Genomic DNA, 17,079 nt, shown 5'->3' with positions numbered 1-17,079 from the left:
AAACGCGATGATCACGCATTGAGCGCGGGCCCGGCCGGGCGAGGTTCAGCCGGCCGGGCTCCACCGGACGCCGTAGGCGAACCCGGGCGCGAGGCGGTCGAAGCGGAGGTGCACCTCGCCTGAGCCGTCCGGGGTCACCGCCGTGCCGCGGGCGCGCGGATCGCGCGCGTCGTCCTGGAACACGCGGTCCAGCCGCACGATTTCGGCCGGCGGCGCGGCCGGGAAGCGCACGTGCAGGTCGAACTGGTCGACCGGATGCCGCGGCACGCACACGTAGTGCGGATGCCGGAACTCCGCGCGGAACCGGAGGGAGAGATCGTGCTTTTCCCCCCGCGGCAACGGCTCGGCCAGCCGCAGCGCCAGCCCGACCCGGTCGTTCGACTCCATCGCGCGGCGGACCAGCGTGCCGCCGTGGAAGACGTCGACGTCCAGGTCGCTCTCCCGCACCGGGCCGGCGGCCGGGGAGGTGGTGGTGAGGGTGAGCGCGAGGTCCAGTTCGGCGACCTCGTCGGCGTCGGCGACGATCCGCCGGAACTCGAACACCTCGGGCCGCTCCTGGTCCAAGGCGAGGGAGACGCGCAGCAGCTCGGTGTGCCAGCTGCCGTCGGGCGCGGGCCGGCGTCCGTTCTCGCGCGGTCCGGCGAGCGCGAGGTGCGCGACGTGCTCGATGCCCTCGTCGATGCGCCGCCGGATCGTGCGGTCGTCGCGGTCCAGCTCGCGCGCGGCCCAGTGCACCCGTTCCTGGTAGAACGGCTTGCGCGCCGGCTCGTGCATCGCGAACGCGGCGAGGACGGCGATCCGGAGGTCGTCCGGGAGGGTGTGGGCCAGCGGCTCCAGCACGTGCGCGAGCCGGTCGCGGATCTCGACGTTTTCCGCGTTGTCCGGAATCCCGCACACCTCGCGCAGGACCGGGCCGACCCGAATCCCGAGCGGAGTCGTGAATACGCCGCGCCCCTTCCGGAGGACTTTCAATTCCGCGACCAAGTCCGCCGCGTTCGGTTCCACCCGTTCCTCCCTCGCGTCTCCCCGCCCGGCAGTCACTGTTCCCCAACGCGGCGGCCGATGTCCAGTCTCGTCCGGGCCGGCGCACGGACTGTGACCGGAACGATTTCCCATTCCCGCATCCGGTTGGTGCGGGCGGGTTTATCGGCTGCGGAAATTCGCTCGGATGGCGCCTTCCCGAAACGGCGGGCGACTGTTCTAGTCCGCGGCCGGTCGGCCGCGGCTTCCGGCTCCGGTTTCTCGTTCACGCGATTAAGGCGGAAACGGGAAACTCCTTCCCCGATTGCCGCCGGACGCCGCATTCTCGGGACAAGCCGCCGATCGAGCGGGGCGGAAATCCTCGGAAGGAGCTGGTCGTGAAGGTCGTCTGTTCGGTTTCCCTGCTGGTGCGGGCCGCGTTGTGGCTCGCCGCGGTGGCGCTCGTGTCCGGTCTCGCCCTCGGCCATCCGGGCGGTCCCGAGCCGGTGGCGCCGCCGGTCTCGGTGCGGACCGCGCCGAGACATCACGGCCCGACGTATGCCGGACCGGCATGCTGGAGGCGATAAGAGACAGCGCGCGACCTTCGGGGTGGAACTGCACCGCTGCGCACCTCATTCGGGCTGGCCCGGTGGGGTGCACTGCAGCAAGGGGCCTGAGCAAAGTTGAGACCGGCCACGCCGCCCCGAATTCCGCACTGGCGGCATCGTGTTTATCCGAATTCGGTACTCCGAGTGCGCTTGCTGTACTGGTTACCGCGGAAACGCGGGACCTCGACGGACGTGCGCCGTTACTGAGATTCCCGGAGACAATTCGGGCTTCCTTGCGAGCGCATCCAGTTCTGTCGTGGTTGATCGAGTGGGGAGCCTCGATTGCCGAGGAGTCCCGCATCATTCCTTGTGGATGAAGCGCCTGATCGGGCTGGAGACGGCGGGCGGAGCCTGACAGACAACGGCGAAGACGGTGTGACAGGTCGGGATGATCAGGGGATGTCGCGGGTATGGCACGGGCTGCGGATGTTCGTGAAGCGCAGCTGGCCGGGTTGAGTCGCAGCGGCCGCGCGTTGAAGACGACCGAGCGATTCGACTGCCGCGCCTTCGTCGGGCAGGGCATCGAGATCCGGGGCGCTCCGACGCGCGTGGGCTGGTTCGCCGGGAGCGTGCTGGCTTGGAGTGTGCTCGCCGTCTCTGCGTGGTGTGGCCGGGCTTTCCGGGCGGGTCGCGGCGTGTTGGGATGGGTGGATGGGATCGTCGCCCGAGCCGGTTGAGCAGTTGCCTCGCGTGGCGGGGTTCCGGGCGCTGATGTTCGCTCTGCCGCCGGTCGGGCGGAGGTGGTCGGCGGGGCTGCGGGCCGCCGCCGCGGTGGCGGTGCCGGGGATCGCGCTGGTGCTGGCGGGGGCGTCGGCCTCGGCGTTGTTCGTCACGCTCGGGACGTTCGCGGTCTTGTACGGCGAGGGGCGGCCGTACCGGGTGCGGGCGGGCGTCGTGGCTGCTGCTGGCGCCGCGTTGCTCGCGGCGGCTGCGTTGGGTGCTTCGGTAGGGACGGTGGTTCCGCCGGGTCCGGTGTCGGTGCTGGTGGTTTCGGTGGTCGCGGTTCTCGCGACGTACGTCGTCGACGCGTTGCGGCTTGGCCCGCCGGGGCCATTGTTCTTCGCGCTCGTGTGTGCTGGCGCGCAGGCGGCGGTCGAGGCGGGTGCCCGGCCGTGGGTCGTGCTGGGGTGCGCCGCGGCGGGTGTCGGCTCGTCGGTGCTGGTGTCGATGGCCGGGGTACTGGCCGACCGGACCAAACCGGAGCGGACGGCCGTCGAACGTGCCGTCCGGGCGGTTGACGCGTTCGTCTCGGCCGAGCGGAAACCCGGCACGCTGCTGGTGCCGCGGTCTCGGCGGCGTGGACTGCGCTGCACGACGCGGGACATCCGCGCCGGGGTACGCAACCGGATCTGATCGCGAGGTTGCTTGCCGCGCACCGGCGGTTCGCGGACGCGTCGCCGGGCGAGTCCGTCGAACTGCCGCCAGGGAAGTTGCCGTTGCCGCGGCCGAACATCGGATACCGGTTGCGCCGGGCGGTTCCGTTGCGTTCGCACGCCGCGTTGACGGCGTTGCGCGCGGGCGTCGGGTGCGTGGTCGCTGGAGAACTGGCGGTGGCAGTCGGCTTCGGCCGGCCGCATTGGGCGGTGCTCAATGCGCTGGTGGTGTTGCAGCAGGGATTGGATCGGCGGCGGGCGAATGTCCGTGCGCTGCACCGGTTCGCCGGTACCGCGGTGGGGCTGGTGCTGTTCGGATTGGTGATGATGGTCGCGCCGTCCGGGATTGTGCTGATCTTGATTCTGGCCGTGCTGCAGTTCTGCGTGGAGCTGGTGGTGCCGCGGAACTACGCGGTGGCGACAGTCGTCATCACGCCGCTCGCCCTGCTGGCCGCCGGGGTGGCGAGCCTGCCCGGACCGGTGTGGCCCGCGGTGGCGGACCGCTTCGCACAGACGGCGATCGGGGTCGTCGTGGCGGTGGCGGTGCAGTACACGGTGGCACCGCGCGCGCACCGGAAGACGTTGGACTGGACCGGATCCCGCGTGCGCGCCGCGGCGCGGGCAGTGCTGGCCAGCGCGCCGGTCCCGCGGGCGGCGGCACGCCGGGATCTCCAGTTCGAACTGGAAGGCGCGACCCGCGCCGGGGTGGACTCGGCGCACAACGAACCCGGTTGGGCCGCCCAGCGGTGGCCTGCCCACGCCGCACTCGTCCACGACGGTTACGACTTGCTCCAAGCCTGCTGGTCCGCGCCCGAGGGCGGGATTCGGGACGTCGAACGCTGGGAGCGTGCGTTTGGCCGGTGAGCCGGGGCGGCGCGTGAGGTGAGCTTGGCGTGTCAGCGCGGTCGGGCTGTGGCGAGGGCGCAGGTTCGGCGGGGTGCCTGGTCGGTCGGATCGTGGGAAGGGCTGGCGCGTGTTCGACGGGTGAGCTTGGTCGGTCGGGCCGTGCTGAGCGCGAGTTTTCGGCCGGGGAGCCCGGGCAGTGTGCGCGGCCGGATGGTGGGTCCATGTTCGAGTTCCTGCGCGGTCGAGTCGCAGCACGATGGGGCGCGCGTTTGGCAGGTGAGCCTGGGACTCTTCCGGCCGGATCTTGGCGTGAACTCCTCCTGCGGGGCACCCGGGAATGCCGCGGCGCACGTCGAGATCGTCCAGGGAGCGCGCGGCTGATCGCTGGCCGAGTGGCTCGCGGCTGGCGCTGACTCAGCTCGGCGCTGTTCGCGAACCGCCTGGCGAGCATCGGAGAGAGCAGCTCGGAGCCGCACACCGGTCGCTCGCCCCGAAAGCACCAACCCGGCTACCGAGGCCGCAGGGCCGCGTCAAGGTCGTCCTGGTTCGCCTCCCCGGGGGTGATCGTCAGCGGGCCCGCGACGTCCAGCAGCCCGGGATGCCGGACGGTCCAGCTCAGCACCGGCAGCGAATCCTTCGTCAGGTCGTGCTCGGACGTCACGGCGACGCCGGGCGTCGGGCCGCAGGTGACGAGGGCCGCGGACGGGCCGCGGCCGTCGCTGCGGCAGAAGGCGGCTCGGCCGTCGGCGGACAGGGCCAGCAATGCCGGGGCACCGTCCGCGGTGGTGGCTGGCAGGACGTGGTCGTAGCCAGCCATCCCGCGCATGACCAGCCGGTGGACGCGTCGGCCGCGGATGGTGGTCATCGGCGCGGTGTAAGCGCGGGCGACGGCGTCGAGCTGCTCTGCGTCCATCGGCGTCAGGCCTCCTTCTCCGCTGGCATCGGGCGGGGTGCCCGGACGAACCAGGCACCGGCCAGGGCGAGCGCTCCGATGCAGCCGGCGACGACGAACGCCGTCTGCAGGCCGTCCGCATCGGGGCTGACCGCGGCGTGTCCGGCGCTGCTGACGGTCGCGACACTGACGAACACCGCGGTGCCCAGCGCGCCGGCGACCTGCTGGAGCGTCGACAGGATCGCGCTGCCGTGCGAGTACAGGTGGTCGGGCAGCGCCGCCAGCGATTCGGTCATCAGCGGCGTCATCATCAGGCCGAGGCCGGCCATCAGGACGATGTGGATGCCGATCACCGCGATCAGCGGCGAATCCGGGCCCAGCAACGAGAACAGCCACAGCGAGACCGTCATCGCGAGCGCGCCGGGCAGCACCAGCGGACGCGCGCCGACCCGGTCGAACAGGGCGCCGACCGGACGGCCGAGCAGGCCCAGCACCAGACCGCCGGGCAGCACGGCCAGGCCGCTGACGAACGTGGACTTGTGCAAGACGGTCTGCAGGTACAGCGGCAGCAGGATCGCGCCCGCGCCGATCAGGCACATGAACAGCACCGCGCTCAGCCCCAGCGCGACGGCGAAACTGCGGTGGGTGAACGGCCGCAGATCCAGCAGGGCGCGGTCTCGCCGCTGCAGGCGGAGCTGCCGCCAGCCGAACACCGCCAGCGAAACCACGCCCACGACAATGGGCGGCCACGGCGGCAGCAGCGCCGTCTCGGCGGATTCGCCCGCCGACGACAGGCCGTACAGCACTCCGCCGAAACCGACGGCGGACAGGACGACGGAGAGGACGTCGAGTGGCACCGCGCGGGTTTCGCTGTCGATCCGCAGCCGCAGCATTCCGGTGACCAGCGCGGCCAGCGACAGCGGCAGCACGATGAAGAACATCCACCGCCAGCCGAGCGACGACAGCACCGCGCCGCCGATCGTCGGGCCGATCGCGGGCGCGACCGCGATGACGATGCTGATCGTGCCCATCGTCGCGCCGCGGCGCTCGGCCGGGACGAGCCGCATGACAGTGGTCATCAGCAGCGGGATCATCACCGCGGTGCCGCACGCCTGCACGACCCGGCCCGCCATCAGCAACCCGAAGCCGGGCGCGACGCCGCACAGCAGCGTGCCGAGGCTGAACGAGGCGAGCGAGAAGACGAACACCTGCCGCGGCGTGAACCGTTCGAGCAGGAACCCGGTCGTCGGGATCACCACCGCCATGGTCAGCAGGAAGCCGCTGGTGAGCCACTGGATCGTGGTGGTCGGGACGGCGAGGTCGACGGTGAGGTCGCGCAGCGCGATGCTCAGGATGGTCTCGTTGAGGATCATCACGAACGCCGACAGCACGAGCACGCCGATCAGCAGCCCGGGCTTGGCGGGCGGCCGCGCCGGGGCCTCGGGCGCGGGCGACGAGACGCCGCTCATGTGCGCACCTCGCCAACGGAGACGAGGGCGGATTCCGGGGTCGCGCGCCCGAAGGCGACGGGCACGGGGCCGTCGGCACGAACGAAGCGCGCGCCGGCCGAGGGATGGCTGCCCGGGAAAGCTCTGTGCGCGGCTTCACCGGCCGCTGCGGACGGGGTCGGGGACTGCTGGATCTTCACCGGGCCAGGATACGGAGCAGCACCGACAAAACCGGCGTCGTTTTCCTCGCGCAGCTCGCGACGGAGGATGCTTCAGCGCTGGCCGGAAGCGACGGAAAGGCAGCTCCACCAGCGGTCGCCCGCGGCTCGCCGGAGGCATAAGCGAATGAGGAATCTCGTTTCGCGGACCAGGATGCCCACGAGCAGCTCCACAGTGGAGCTACCGGGCCAGCTCAGCACCCGCGGGACTCACGGATTCATCGCCAGCACCAGGAAACCCGCCAGCAACACCAGATGCACGCCGCCCTGAAGCCGTGTCGCGCGCCCCGGCACCACCGTCAGCACGCTGACCACCACGGTGAGCGCGAGCAGCACGATGTGCGTCGGCCCGAGACCGAGCAGCAGCGGGCCGGTCAGCCACACCGAGGCGAGCGCGATGACCGGGATGGTCAGGCCGATGCTGGCGATCGCGGAGCCGTACGCGAGGTTGAGGCTGATCTGCATCCGGTCGCGCCGGGCCGCGCGGACCGCCGCGAGCGTTTCCGGGGCCAGGATCAGCAGGGCGATCACCACGCCCACGAAAGACTGCGGCAGCCCGGCCGCGCGCACGCCGGCCTCGATCGCGGGGGATTCGACCTTCGCCAGGCCGACGACGGCGACCAGGGCGATGAGCAGCAGCACGAGGCTCACCAAGGTCTTCTGCGGGCTCGGCGGTTCCGCGTGTTCTTCCTCGCGCGTCTCGCCGTCGTGGTCGACCGGGAGGAAGAAATCGCGGTGCCGGACGGTCTGCGTCATCACGAAAGTGGCGTAGAGAATCAGGGACGCACCGGCGGCGAAAGCCAGCTGCGGCGCGGAAAACGCCGGGCCGGGGGTGGTCGTGGTGAAGGTCGGCAGCACGAGGCTCAGCGTCGCCAGCGTGCCGACCGTGGCCAGCGCCGCGCCGCTGCCTTCGGGATGGAACCGCGTTTCCCCGTAGCGGCGCGCGCCCAGGAGAAGCGACAGCCCGACAATGCCGTTCGTGGTGATCATCACCGCGGCGAACACCGTGTCGCGCGCCAGCGTCTCGGCCTTTTCGCCGCCGGAGGCCATCATCGTGACGATCAGCGCCACTTCGATCACCGTCACCGCGACCGCCAGCACCAGCGACCCGTACGGTTCGCCGACCCGGTGCGCGACGACCTCGGCGTGGTGCACCGCGGCGAGCACCGTGCCCGCCAGCGCGATCGCCACCAGCGCGACCGGCACCGGGCCCAGCGTGCGGCCCCAGGTGAGCGCCAGCAGGACCAGGGCGATCAACGGCAGCAAAGTGGTCCAGGACAACAGATAACCGCGGACGCTCGCCATGCGCACACCCTGGCATATCGGACCCGCCAGCGCCGGGGACGCCGTCCGCGCGGGGGAGTGTCGGGTCCGAAATGGACACTGCCGGTCGCGCCCCCGGCCGAAATTCACTCGTTCGGCGTAGCGCTGGCAGGGTTCCGCAGGTCGGCGGCGGGGTACGCGCGGCGCACAGGGGAGGTCGGCGCGGAAAGGAGCCGAAGATGACCCGGGAAATGAACATGGCCGACCGCGCGATGCCGGCAGGCGGCGACGGCGCGGAGTATTCGTTCTGGCGCGAGCACACGCACATCAATCTGAGCCCGGTGGCCGCACCGTCGATCCTCGGGCTCGCCGGGTTCGCGGTGTCGACGTTCATGGTGGCGGCGAACCTGGCCGGCTGGTTCGGGGACAGCACGACGACGCCGCTGCTGCTCGCCCCGTTCGCGTTCGCCTTCGGCGGCGTCGCGCAGTTCCTCGCCGGGATGTGGTCCTACCGGGCCCGCGACGCGCTCGCCACGGTCGTGCACGGGGCGTGGGGCGCGTTCTGGCTCGGCTACGGCGTGTACCAGCTGTTCGTCGGCCTCGGCGGGCTGCCCTCGACGACGGCGAGCCCGGTCGCGGCGGCCGCGATCGGCTTCTGGTTCATCGGGCTCGCGGCGATCACCTGGACCGGTGCGCTCGCCGCGCTGGCGGAAAGCCTCGTGCTCTGCGCGCTGCTCGCGATCCTCGCCGCCGGGGCGACGCTGCTGGCGATCGGCCTGATCGGCGACGTCGGCGTCGTGCGCACGATCGCCGCGTACTTCCTGCTCGCCTCGGCGGTGCTGGCCTGGTACGCGTGCAGCGCGATGGTGCTCGAAGCGGCGCATCACCGGGTGCTGCTGCCGATGGGCCTGCGCGCTCCGCGGCCCGCCCGGACCACGACGGTGCCGTTGCACCAGGCGATCCAGTTCGACCACGGAGAGCCGGGAATCAAGGCCGGGCAGTAGCCCCGGCGAGGAGGTGACCGACCGATGAAGATGAGCATGACGCTCACCGCGTTGACGCCGCGGGACCAGAAACTGCGGGAGAGCAGGCTGCCGCTCACCGCCGAGTTCCTGGCCGGCGCGTGGCTGGTGATCGCGGCGTTCGCGTACAGCTACTCCTTCACGCTGTCCGCGACGGCCGGTTTCTGGAACAGCCTGGCGTGCGGGATCGCCGTGGCGGCGGTCGCGCTGGTCCGGTTCGGCCTGCCGGAACGGGCGCGCTGGCTGGGGCTGGTCAACGTCGCGATCGGGTTCTGGCTCATCGCCGCGCCCTTCGCGTTCGGCTACCCGGTCGACGGCCATCGCGACGCGGTCCGCACGAATTCGCTGATCGTCGGCGTGCTGCTGGCGATTTTCTCGGTGATCTCGGTGACCGTCGCCTACCGCAGGCACCGCGGCGAATTCCGGGAGTAAGGAGGATGTACTGGCCGGTGCTGGCGGTCCTCGCGGTCGGCGTGCTCGCCTTGGGCAGCGCGGGGTTGCGTGCGCGCAAGGCGGCCCCGCCGGCCCGCAAGGAGGCGCTCGCCGGCGCCTGGCTGGTGGCCGCGTCCGGCGTGGTGTGGTGGGCGTCCGCACCCGCGGCCGGCGCGGTGTTGCTGGTGCTCGGCGCGGCCGTCGTCTTCGGGGCGACGCTGGCGAACGGGCGGCTGCCGTATCGCCGGGACGGCTGAGAAAGCCGAAGTTTGCCGCGCGCGGGGGCCGGTTACCCGGCGCGGGTGAGGCCGGGCGGCTGTCGGCTGCCCGGCAACAGTCGGGTGCGCGGGAGGTCGGTCATGACGCAGCTGAAGCCGCGGCCAGTGGTGATCGCCGAGGCGCCTCGCCGGGGCAAAAAGGGCTCGGTGCTGCTGGGCATCCTGCGCACCACCGACCACAAGCAGATCGGGCTGCTCTACCTCGGCACGTCGTTCGCCTTCTTCCTCGTCGGCGGCGCGATGGCGCTGCTGATGCGCGGCGAACTGGCTCAGCCGGGGCTGCAATTCCTGTCGCAGGAGCAGTACAACCAGCTGTTCACCATGCACGGCACGATCATGCTCCTGCTCTACGCGACGCCGAATGTGTTCGGATTCGCCAACTTCGTGCTGCCGCTGCAGATCGGTTCGCCGGACGTGGCCTTCCCGCGGCTGAACGCGTTTTCCTACTGGCTGTACCTTTTCGGCGGATTGATCGTGCTGAGCGCGTTCCTGACCCCGGCCGGGGCCCCGGACTTCGGCTGGACCGCTTACACTCCGTTGTCCGACGCGGTGCACAGCCCCGGCACCGGCGGCGATCTGTGGATCATGGGTCTCATCGTGTCCGGTCTCGGAACCATTCTCGGCGCGGTCAACATGACCACCACGATCCTGTGCCTGCGCGCGCCGGGAATGACCATGTTCCGGATGCCGCTTTTCACCTGGAACATCCTTTTCACCGGTATTCTGGTGCTGATCGCGTTCCCGATCCTCACCGCCGCGCTGTTCGCGCTGGAGGCCGACCGGAGGCTCGGCGCGCACGTTTTCGACCCGGCCAACGGGGGCGCGATCCTCTGGCAGCACCTGTTCTGGTTCTTCGGCCATCCCGAGGTGTACATCGTCGCGCTGCCGTATTTCGGGATCGTCACCGAGATCATTCCGGTGTTCAGCCGGAAACCGCTTTACGGCTACCGGCTGATGGTGTTCGCGACGGTCGGCATCACCGGGCTTTCCGCGACGGTGTGGGCGCACCACATGTTCGCCACCGGCGCGGTGCTGCTGCCGTTCTTCTCGATCATGACGTTCCTGATCGCGGTGCCGACCGGGCTGAAGTTCTTCAACTGGATCGGCACGATGTGGAAGGGGACGCTGTCGTTCGAATCGCCGATGCTGTGGTCGGTCGGGTTCCTGGTCACGTTCCTGCTCGGCGGGCTGACCGGAGTGCTGCTGGCCGCGCCCGCGCTGGACTTCCACATCACCGACACCTATTTCGTCGTCGCACACTTCCACTACGTGCTGTTCGGCACGATCGTGTTCGCCACGTTCGCCGGGATCTATTTCTGGTTCCCGAAGATGACCGGCCGGATGCTCGACGAATCGCTCGCCAAATGGCATTTCTGGACCACGTTCATCGGCTTCCACACGACGTTCCTGGTGCAGCACTGGCTCGGCGCGGAAGGGATGCCGCGGCGGTACGCGGATTACCTGCGCAGCGACGGTTTCACCTTGTTGAACACGATTTCCACCATCGGCGCGTTCATTCTCGGCGCCTCGGTGCTGCCGTTCATCTGGAACGTGGTGAAGAGCTACCGGTACGGCGAGCGGGTGAACGTGGACGACCCGTGGGGCTTCGGCAATTCCCTGGAATGGGCCACGTCGTGCCCGCCGCCGCGGCATAATTTCACCGAACTGCCGCGGATCCGTTCCGAACGGCCTGCTTTCGAACTGCACTATCCGGAGGCGGTGGAGCGGATGCGGGACGAGCAGCACGTCCACTGGGGACGCCGGCCGACGGAGAAGTCGGAGGCCTGATCAGGGCGCTTCCGAACCCTGCCAGCGGCGGAATTCGTCCAGCACCCGGCGTTCCCGCTTCGTCGGGCGGCCCGCGCCGCGCTCGCGGCGCGCGACCGGGATCGCGGCTTCCGGCGGCGGCTTCGGGGTGCGGTCGATGAGACAGGTCGCCGCGACGGCCGCGCCGACTCGTTTCTGGATCACCTGCACGACCTCGACCACGCGCGTCGTCGTCCCGATCCGGGCCCGAACCTCGTCTCCCGGCACCACCGTCGTCGCCGGTTTCGCCGGGCGGTCGTTCACCCGCACGTGCCCGCCCCGGCAGGCGGCCGCGGCGTCGGCGCGCGTCTTGGTCAGCCGGACCGCCCAGAGCCAGCGGTCGATCCGCGTCGATTCCATGCGTCCATCATGGCGCGTCCCAGTGCCAGCGCAGGCCGAGGATCCCCGGAGTGACCGCCGCGGACACGACGTGCGCGGGGAGGCCTTCGGTGATCGGCAGGTCGGCGACGGTCGTCTCCGGTCCGGCGGGGGAGTCGAGCCGGTAGGCGTGGCAGGCCCGCGGCTCGCAGCCGGGCGCGAAGTGCAGTTCCAGCAGGTGTTCGTGCACGGCGTTGCGGAACCGGCGTTCGTACGACCAGTCCGGGCGGTCGTCGGTGAACTCGAATTCGTACTCGGCGATCGCGGTTTCGCCCCGGTCCAGCCCTCGGCCGAGGACAAGTTCGGCCACCGTGAACCCCTCCTCGGCGAGGCTTTCCGTGCGCCCGGGCGAGCAGTAGCGGGTCCGCACGAGCCGCGGCGGGCAGCCGGGGCCGACGCCGTGCGCGGTGACCAGCCGGATGTGCGTGTCGTCCTCGGTCGCGCGGAGGACCTCGCGCACCTCCAGCCGGTGCAGCCGCCGGTCCGGGCCCACGTGCACGGCCTCGTGCAGGCTCACGACCACCAGCGATGTCCGGTACGCGGTCTCGAACGAGTTCAGCACCCGCAGCACGGCGTTGCGGCGTCCCCACAGCCGTTCCCAGCGCACGACCGGGACCGGCGGCGGTTCCGGAGCGCGCTCGATCAGCCCGGTGAGCGAGCCCGGCGGCAGGTCGAGCACGCCTTCGAGGATCCGCACCGCGACGCGCGAGCGGGCGCGGGCGGGCACGGTGCGCCCGGTCCGCCAGTAGCTGAGCGTCGTGGTGCTGACCGCCGCGCCCGCCGCGGCGAGCCGGTCCCGGAGCCGGTCGAGGCCGAGCCCGCTGCGGTCGATGGCCAGGGTCAGCGCACGGCTGAACGGGCCGTCGGCCAATGCGTCGGCGAGCCGGTCCGGCTGGGTGCCGGGACCTGTCGAGAACACCTGCGTCCTCCTCGGGTCGTCCCCACCCATTCGCCCCTCGAACGGGCGGCGGCGCAACCGCCGAAGGTCGGGTCTTGGCCGGTCAGCGCGGCTGCTCGGCGAAGGGCTCGCGCAGTTCGACGACCCATTCGTTCTCGTCGTCGGAAGTGTGCAGATAGACCTCGCAGGGGAAGCCGTCCGCGCGGAAGCCGTGCTCGTCGGTCCAGCGGGCGAGTTGCTGGTATCCGGCGAGGAAACCGCTCGCCGGGCCGTGGTGGACCAGGGTCGCGGCGCGGGCGGCGGGCAGTTCGGCCAGTTCCAGGCCGTTCGGCTCGGCGACGGTTCCGGAGACCGGGAGCGCGGCGTGCACGACGACCGGGTCGTCCTCGCCGGCGGGCTTCTCGTAGTAGCAGGTCAGCGGTCCGGCCGGGGTGGCGTCGGAGCCTTCCAGCCGCCGGCCGAGCTCCGCGCACAGCGGGCGCAGGACCGGGCTGATCGCGTCGGGGGAGAAGCTGTCGACGGTCGCGGTGAGCCGCACGACGGGGGTCGCGGGGAGGTCCTTGACGACGATTTCGGTGTCCGGCATGGCGTGCTCGCTTTCCAGGGTGCGGAGTCTCGCCTCGACCTCGGCCAGCCGGAGCCGGTCGGCGGCCACGCGTTCGGCCAGCTCGGCCCGGCGCAGGGTCAGCATGCCGCGCACGTGCTCGGGCGTGACCTGCTCGTCCAGCAGCGCGGCGACCTCGCCGAGCCCGAAGCCGAGCTCCTTGAGCGCGACGATCCGGTTCAGCGCGGCCAGCTGCCCGGCGGTGTAGCGCCGGTAGCCGGTGTGCGGGTCGACCTCAGCGGGCCGCAGCAGGCCGAGCGCGTCGTAATGCCGCAGCATGCGGACCGACACCCGGCCGTGGCGGGCGAATTCTCCGATGGTGAACATGACCTCCCCAGCACACGCTCTGACACGGTGTGAGAGTCAAGTGTCCCCGCCGGGCCGGGAACGGGCCGGCCCCCTGCGCCGACCCGCCCCGGCGGTCCCCTCGTCCCCCGACGAACGAGGGGACCACGCCGGTCCGCCGCCCTCCACAGGACGGACCGGCGCCGGTCGCGGCTCCCGCGAACGGAACAGCGCGGGTCGGCCTTCGTGACGGCGGTCGCCGGGAAAGCCACCCGATCGGGTGAGGAGGCGCAGGTCCGTAGGCTGGCCGGGTGAATCGCACGGACCGGCTGTACGCACTTGTCGAGGAGCTCCGGGCGGTCGCGCCGCGCACCCGGACCGCGGCGTGGCTCGCGTCCCGGTTCGAGGTCAGCGTGCGCACGATCGAGCGCGATCTGGGCGCGCTGCGGGAGGCAGGCGTCCCGATCTGGACCGAGACCGGCCGGACCGGCGGCTACGGGCTCGACCGCGAACGGACCCTGCCGCCGCTCACGCTCACGCCGGAGGAAGCCATCGCGATCACCGTCGCGTTGCGCTCGGCGGCCGGCTCGCCCTTCGCGGGCGCGGCGGAATCGGCGGCGCGCAAGGTGCTCGCGCGGCTCCCGGCCGACGTCCGCGACGCCGAACAGCACCTCGCCGCGCGGCTGCATCGGGTCGGCGAGCCCGAACCGCCGGCTGTCCACAGCGGACTGATCCTCACCGCGCTGGCCGCGCGGCGCGTCCTCCGGCTGTCGTATGCGGACGCCAAGGGCCAGGAGACAGAACGCGACGTCGAGCCGCTGGGCCTGTTGTGGGGTCCGGCGGGCTGGTACGTGCTCGGCTGGTGCCGCCTGCGCGAAGCGGTCCGCGGCTTTCTGCTGGCCCGGATCCGCGCCCTCGCGCTGACCGGCGACCACGTCGAGCGCCGCGAGGTCGACCTCGACGCCGAACTCGCCCGGATCTCCGCCCGCCCGCTCGGCGAGTGACCTGCGCCACGCGGCGGGAAAACACCGACAGGACGGTGTCGCCGGCGCCCGCGATCGTTTTCGCATGGCAAACGAACTGAACCCGGAAGAAATCCCCGCCCTCTGGTGCCGCATGTGGAACGAGGACGCCTCGCTCGCGCACCGGCTGCTCACCGCCGACGCCCGGCAATGGTCCGGCACCAAGCCCGGCCTCGACCCGCTGGTCGGCCCGGCCGACGCCGAGGCGTTCATCGCGAAGTACCAGCGCGAGGTCGGAAACTTGTTCGTCCCGCGCACTCTCGTCCTCGACGGCACCGACCGGCTCGCCTTCACCTGGGACGTCACCCGGCGCGACGGCGTGGTCATCACCGGAGCCGACCTGTGCGTGCTCACTGCCGGCAAGGTCTCGCGGAACTGGACGATCCCGTCGCCGGACGGCCGGTCGGCCCTGCCGGACGGCCCGGGCGAAGGCGGCTTGGACCGCGAGGAATTGCGCGTGCTGGCCAAGGACGCGCACCCGTGGCACGGCGAGCTGGCGCTGGACCCGGTGCGCCAGACCATCGCCGGGACCTGGTCGGACGGGGAGCGCGGCGGGCTGGCGGTGCTGGTCGCGGCCGGCGGCCGGGTGGACCGGGAATGGGTGGTGCCCGGGACGCGTCCGCTGCCGTGACCCCGGACGCCCGAGGGGCATGATGGCGGCATGGCGAACCGCGTTCTGCTGGCGGACGACGACCGGGCTATCCGGGAGTCGCTGGTCCGCGCGCTCGAACTGGAGGGCTATCGCGTCAGCGAAGTCGGCGACGGCGCCGAGGCGCTCGCGCTCGCGCGGAGCGAGGAATTCGACGTGCTGATCGTCGACGTGATGATGCCGGGCGTCGACGGGCTCGGCGTGTGCCGGGTGCTGCGCGCGGGCGGCGACCGCACCCCGGTGCTGATGCTGACCGCGCGCGTCGAGACCGCCGACCGGGTCGCCGGACTGGACGCGGGGGCCGACGACTACCTGCCGAAACCGTTCGAGCTGGACGAACTGCTCGCCCGGTTGCGCGCGCTGCTGCGGCGCAGCGCCGATCCGGGCGAGCAGGCCCAGCGCGTGCTGCGGCTGGGCGGGCTGGCGGTGGACACCGGAGCGCGCCGGGTGTGGTGGCGAGACACCGAGGCGGTGCTGTCGAAAACCGAATTCGACCTGCTGGAGCTGCTGGTGCGCAACGCCGGGATCGTGCTCGACCGCGGCACGATCCACCAGCGGATCTGGGGGTACGAATTCGGCCCGGAATCGAAGAACCTCGCGGTCTACATCGGCTACCTGCGCCGGAAACTGGAGAAGGCCGGCGCGGACGAGCTGATCCACACCGTGCGCGGCGTCGGCTACGTGGTGCGCCCGGCATGAATCTGCGCGGGAAACTGGCGATCGCCTTCGCCGCGGTCGGCGGCGGCGCGGCGATCCTCGTGGGCGTGCTGGGGTACCACACGGCTTCCCAGCGGATCAGCGCGGACCTCGACCGGTCGCTGCTGAGCACGGCGTCGCAGGTGTCGGCGGGCGCGGTGCAGCTGCTCGCGCCGAGCCCGCTCACCCGCGGCCCGGGGGACGACGACCACGACGAGGCGCAGCCGATGGTCGCGCAGTCGATCGCGCCGGACGGGACCGTCCGGCACGTCGGCGGCCGTCCGGTCGCGCTGCCGGTCTCCGCGGCCGACCGGCAGCTGACCTCCGGCACGCGGTACGCGGACGCCACCGTCGGGCCGGACGACTACCGCGTGCTCACCGTGGCGCTCGGCTCCGGCCGCGGGGCGCTGCAGCTCGGCATCGACGTGGACGAAACCCGGCACGTTCTCGCCGATCTCGCCGAGCGGATGACCTGGGTCAGTCTCGCCGTGCTGGCCGGGGCGGCGCTGGCCGGCTGGCTCCTCGCCCGCCAGATCACCCGGCGGCTGGTCCGGCTCACCCGGCTGACCGAGGAGGTGAGCGCGGGCAGCCGGCCCGGGCTCGGCGTCCCGGACGGCGGCCGCGACGAGGTCGGCAGGCTGTCCGCCTCGTTCGCCGGGATGCTCGACCGGCTCGCCCGCGCCCGCGAAGACCAGGAGCGGCTGGTCCAGGACGCCGCGCACGAACTGCGCACGCCGCTGACCAGCCTGCGCACCAACGCGAGCGTCCTGCGGCGGTTCGGGGAGCTGTCGCCGGACGCACGCGACCGGCTGCTCGCGGACGTCGACGGCGAGACGCGGGAGCTGACCCATCTGGTCACGGAGCTGGTCGACCTGGCCACCGGGCAGTACGACGACGAGCCGGTGGGGCGGGTCGAGCTGAGCGAGCCGGCGGAGCGGGCGGCCGCGCGGGTGCGCCGCCGGTCCGGCCGCGAGGTCGCCGTGGACGCCGACGGCACCACGGTGTCCGGTCGCCCGAAAGCGCTGGAGCGGGCAATGACGAACCTGCTGGAGAACGCGGTGAAGTTCAGCTCCGGCCCGGTGGAGCTGTGCGTGCGGGAGGGGCGGGTCGAGGTGCTGGACCGGGGGCCGGGGATCGCGGCCGAGGACGCCGGGCGGGTGTTCGACCGGTTTTACCGGGCGGACGGCGCGCGGGCGCTGCCCGGGTCGGGGCTGGGGCTGTCGATCGTCCGGGAGGTCGCGCTCTCTCACGGCGGCGAGGTATTCGCCCGGCCGCGGGACGGGGGCGGCGCGGTGGTCGGGTTCACCGTCGCTCTTACCCGATTCTCACCTTGATCTTGCCGGGGGCTCACGGGGCTCGGCCAGAGTGAGGGCTGGTTTCCGTTCGGGATGGGAAAGGCTG

At 71.7% G+C, this 17,079-nt stretch carries 19 protein-coding genes; 11 read left to right on the top strand and 8 right to left on the bottom strand.

Annotated elements, in window-relative coordinates; translation table 11 throughout:
* Nucleotides 1-45: 45 nt before the first annotated feature.
* Nucleotides 46-1,005: a hypothetical protein gene (locus tag L942_RS04330; RefSeq protein ID WP_106964798.1), complete on the bottom strand. Its 960-nt coding sequence runs from the start codon at nucleotides 1,003-1,005 to the stop codon at nucleotides 46-48.
* Nucleotides 1,006-1,358: 353 nt separating this feature from the next.
* Here L942_RS04330 and L942_RS04325 point away from each other — a divergent pair, with 353 nt between their 5' ends.
* From L942_RS04325 to L942_RS44835, 3 genes are all read left to right on the top strand, one after another.
* The gene (locus L942_RS04325; protein ID WP_037355188.1) at nucleotides 1,359-1,547 is read left to right on the top strand and encodes a hypothetical protein; all 189 of its coding nucleotides are present in this window, start codon (nucleotides 1,359-1,361) and stop codon (nucleotides 1,545-1,547) included.
* Between the two features lie 711 nt (nucleotides 1,548-2,258).
* Complete coding sequence (locus L942_RS44840; protein WP_200862695.1) at nucleotides 2,259-2,921, top strand: hypothetical protein; 663 nt, start codon at nucleotides 2,259-2,261, stop codon at nucleotides 2,919-2,921.
* Between the two features lie 8 nt (nucleotides 2,922-2,929).
* A complete protein-coding gene (locus tag L942_RS44835) occupies nucleotides 2,930-3,805 on the top strand; it encodes an FUSC family protein (protein ID WP_200862694.1) in 876 nt (291 codons plus the stop codon).
* A 490-nt stretch (nucleotides 3,806-4,295) separates the two neighbouring features.
* Here the strand turns inward: L942_RS44835 and L942_RS04310 are convergent, their stop codons facing one another.
* The 4 genes from L942_RS04310 to L942_RS04300 form a co-directional block, all read right to left on the bottom strand.
* Nucleotides 4,296-4,700, bottom strand: a complete 405-nt coding sequence (locus L942_RS04310; RefSeq protein WP_037355184.1) for a hypothetical protein — start codon at nucleotides 4,698-4,700, stop codon at nucleotides 4,296-4,298.
* Between the two features lie 5 nt (nucleotides 4,701-4,705).
* Nucleotides 4,706-6,148: an MDR family MFS transporter gene (locus L942_RS04305; RefSeq protein ID WP_037355180.1), complete on the bottom strand. Its 1,443-nt coding sequence runs from the start codon at nucleotides 6,146-6,148 to the stop codon at nucleotides 4,706-4,708.
* On the bottom strand, nucleotides 6,145-6,327 hold the full coding sequence (locus L942_RS44120) for a hypothetical protein (RefSeq protein WP_158684415.1): 183 nt from the start codon (nucleotides 6,325-6,327) through the stop codon (nucleotides 6,145-6,147). The genes L942_RS04305 and L942_RS44120 overlap by 4 nt, the downstream gene beginning before the upstream one ends.
* Nucleotides 6,328-6,555: 228 nt before the next feature.
* The gene (locus tag L942_RS04300) at nucleotides 6,556-7,650 is read right to left on the bottom strand and encodes a calcium:proton antiporter (protein ID WP_037355178.1); all 1,095 of its coding nucleotides are present in this window, start codon (nucleotides 7,648-7,650) and stop codon (nucleotides 6,556-6,558) included.
* Between the two features lie 197 nt (nucleotides 7,651-7,847).
* On the opposite strand from L942_RS04300, the gene L942_RS04295 reads away from it, so the two are divergent.
* From L942_RS04295 to ctaD, 4 genes are all read left to right on the top strand, one after another.
* Nucleotides 7,848-8,612, top strand: coding sequence for an acetate uptake transporter family protein (locus L942_RS04295; protein WP_037355176.1), 765 nt, complete (start codon nucleotides 7,848-7,850; stop codon nucleotides 8,610-8,612).
* 24 nt (nucleotides 8,613-8,636) lie between these two features.
* The gene (locus L942_RS04290; protein WP_051165709.1) at nucleotides 8,637-9,062 is read left to right on the top strand and encodes an SPW repeat domain-containing protein; all 426 of its coding nucleotides are present in this window, start codon (nucleotides 8,637-8,639) and stop codon (nucleotides 9,060-9,062) included.
* A 5-nt stretch (nucleotides 9,063-9,067) separates the two neighbouring features.
* Nucleotides 9,068-9,319 (top strand): hypothetical protein, encoded by a 252-nt coding sequence (locus tag L942_RS04285; protein WP_037355175.1) that lies wholly within the window; start codon nucleotides 9,068-9,070, stop codon nucleotides 9,317-9,319.
* Between the two features lie 102 nt (nucleotides 9,320-9,421).
* The gene (gene ctaD, locus L942_RS04280) at nucleotides 9,422-11,128 is read left to right on the top strand and encodes an aa3-type cytochrome oxidase subunit I (RefSeq protein ID WP_037355173.1); all 1,707 of its coding nucleotides are present in this window, start codon (nucleotides 9,422-9,424) and stop codon (nucleotides 11,126-11,128) included.
* Here ctaD and L942_RS04275 read toward each other — a convergent pair whose 3' ends face one another.
* The 3 genes from L942_RS04275 to L942_RS04265 all read right to left on the bottom strand — a co-directional run bounded on the left by L942_RS04275 (nucleotide 11,129) and on the right by L942_RS04265 (nucleotide 13,353).
* Nucleotides 11,129-11,506, bottom strand: coding sequence for an RNA-binding S4 domain-containing protein (locus L942_RS04275; protein WP_200862693.1), 378 nt, complete (start codon nucleotides 11,504-11,506; stop codon nucleotides 11,129-11,131).
* A 7-nt stretch (nucleotides 11,507-11,513) separates the two neighbouring features.
* On the bottom strand, nucleotides 11,514-12,443 hold the full coding sequence (locus L942_RS04270) for a hypothetical protein (protein ID WP_037355170.1): 930 nt from the start codon (nucleotides 12,441-12,443) through the stop codon (nucleotides 11,514-11,516).
* A gap of 82 nt (nucleotides 12,444-12,525) precedes the next feature.
* Nucleotides 12,526-13,353, bottom strand: coding sequence for a MerR family transcriptional regulator (locus L942_RS04265; RefSeq protein ID WP_037355166.1), 828 nt, complete (start codon nucleotides 13,351-13,353; stop codon nucleotides 12,526-12,528).
* A 269-nt stretch (nucleotides 13,354-13,622) separates the two neighbouring features.
* Between L942_RS04265 and L942_RS04260 the strand changes: the two genes are divergently transcribed.
* The 4 genes from L942_RS04260 (at nucleotide 13,623) to L942_RS04245 (ending at nucleotide 17,012) form a co-directional block, all read left to right on the top strand.
* The gene (locus L942_RS04260; protein ID WP_037355164.1) at nucleotides 13,623-14,315 is read left to right on the top strand and encodes a helix-turn-helix transcriptional regulator; all 693 of its coding nucleotides are present in this window, start codon (nucleotides 13,623-13,625) and stop codon (nucleotides 14,313-14,315) included.
* A gap of 64 nt (nucleotides 14,316-14,379) precedes the next feature.
* Nucleotides 14,380-14,964: a hypothetical protein gene (locus L942_RS04255; RefSeq protein ID WP_037355161.1), complete on the top strand. Its 585-nt coding sequence runs from the start codon at nucleotides 14,380-14,382 to the stop codon at nucleotides 14,962-14,964.
* A gap of 30 nt (nucleotides 14,965-14,994) precedes the next feature.
* Nucleotides 14,995-15,681 (top strand): response regulator transcription factor, encoded by a 687-nt coding sequence (locus L942_RS04250; RefSeq protein WP_037355157.1) that lies wholly within the window; start codon nucleotides 14,995-14,997, stop codon nucleotides 15,679-15,681.
* Complete coding sequence (locus L942_RS04245) at nucleotides 15,678-17,012, top strand: HAMP domain-containing sensor histidine kinase (protein ID WP_037355154.1); 1,335 nt, start codon at nucleotides 15,678-15,680, stop codon at nucleotides 17,010-17,012. The genes L942_RS04250 and L942_RS04245 overlap by 4 nt, the downstream gene beginning before the upstream one ends.
* Nucleotides 17,013-17,079 lie beyond the last annotated feature (67 nt).

Origin of the sequence: Amycolatopsis orientalis DSM 43388 (assembly GCF_000411975.1) — a bacterium.
In the GTDB taxonomy this organism is placed as follows: Bacteria; Actinomycetota; Actinomycetes; order Mycobacteriales; family Pseudonocardiaceae; genus Amycolatopsis; species Amycolatopsis orientalis_D.
This window is presented reverse-complemented; position numbering and strand designations above follow the sequence as displayed.

Bases quoted from the DNA above. Each gene is read 5' to 3' on its own strand.
- L942_RS04310 (WP_037355184.1), bottom strand. From the start codon at position 4,700: ATGGACGCAGAGCAGCTCGACGCCGTCGCCCGCGCTTACACCGCGCCG.
- L942_RS04305 (WP_037355180.1), bottom strand. From the start codon at position 6,148: ATGAGCGGCGTCTCGTCGCCCGCGCCCGAGGCCCCGGCGCGGCCGCCC.
- L942_RS04300 (WP_037355178.1), bottom strand. From the start codon at position 7,650: ATGGCGAGCGTCCGCGGTTATCTGTTGTCCTGGACCACTTTGCTGCCG.
- L942_RS04295 (WP_037355176.1), top strand. From the start codon at position 7,848: ATGACCCGGGAAATGAACATGGCCGACCGCGCGATGCCGGCAGGCGGC.
- L942_RS04290 (WP_051165709.1), top strand. From the start codon at position 8,637: ATGAAGATGAGCATGACGCTCACCGCGTTGACGCCGCGGGACCAGAAA.
- L942_RS04285 (WP_037355175.1), top strand. From the start codon at position 9,068: ATGTACTGGCCGGTGCTGGCGGTCCTCGCGGTCGGCGTGCTCGCCTTG.
- ctaD (WP_037355173.1), top strand. From the start codon at position 9,422: ATGACGCAGCTGAAGCCGCGGCCAGTGGTGATCGCCGAGGCGCCTCGC.
- L942_RS04275 (WP_200862693.1), bottom strand. From the start codon at position 11,506: ATGGAATCGACGCGGATCGACCGCTGGCTCTGGGCGGTCCGGCTGACC.
- L942_RS04265 (WP_037355166.1), bottom strand. From the start codon at position 13,353: ATGTTCACCATCGGAGAATTCGCCCGCCACGGCCGGGTGTCGGTCCGC.
- L942_RS04255 (WP_037355161.1), top strand. From the start codon at position 14,380: ATGGCAAACGAACTGAACCCGGAAGAAATCCCCGCCCTCTGGTGCCGC.
- L942_RS04250 (WP_037355157.1), top strand. From the start codon at position 14,995: ATGGCGAACCGCGTTCTGCTGGCGGACGACGACCGGGCTATCCGGGAG.
- L942_RS04245 (WP_037355154.1), top strand. From the start codon at position 15,678: ATGAATCTGCGCGGGAAACTGGCGATCGCCTTCGCCGCGGTCGGCGGC.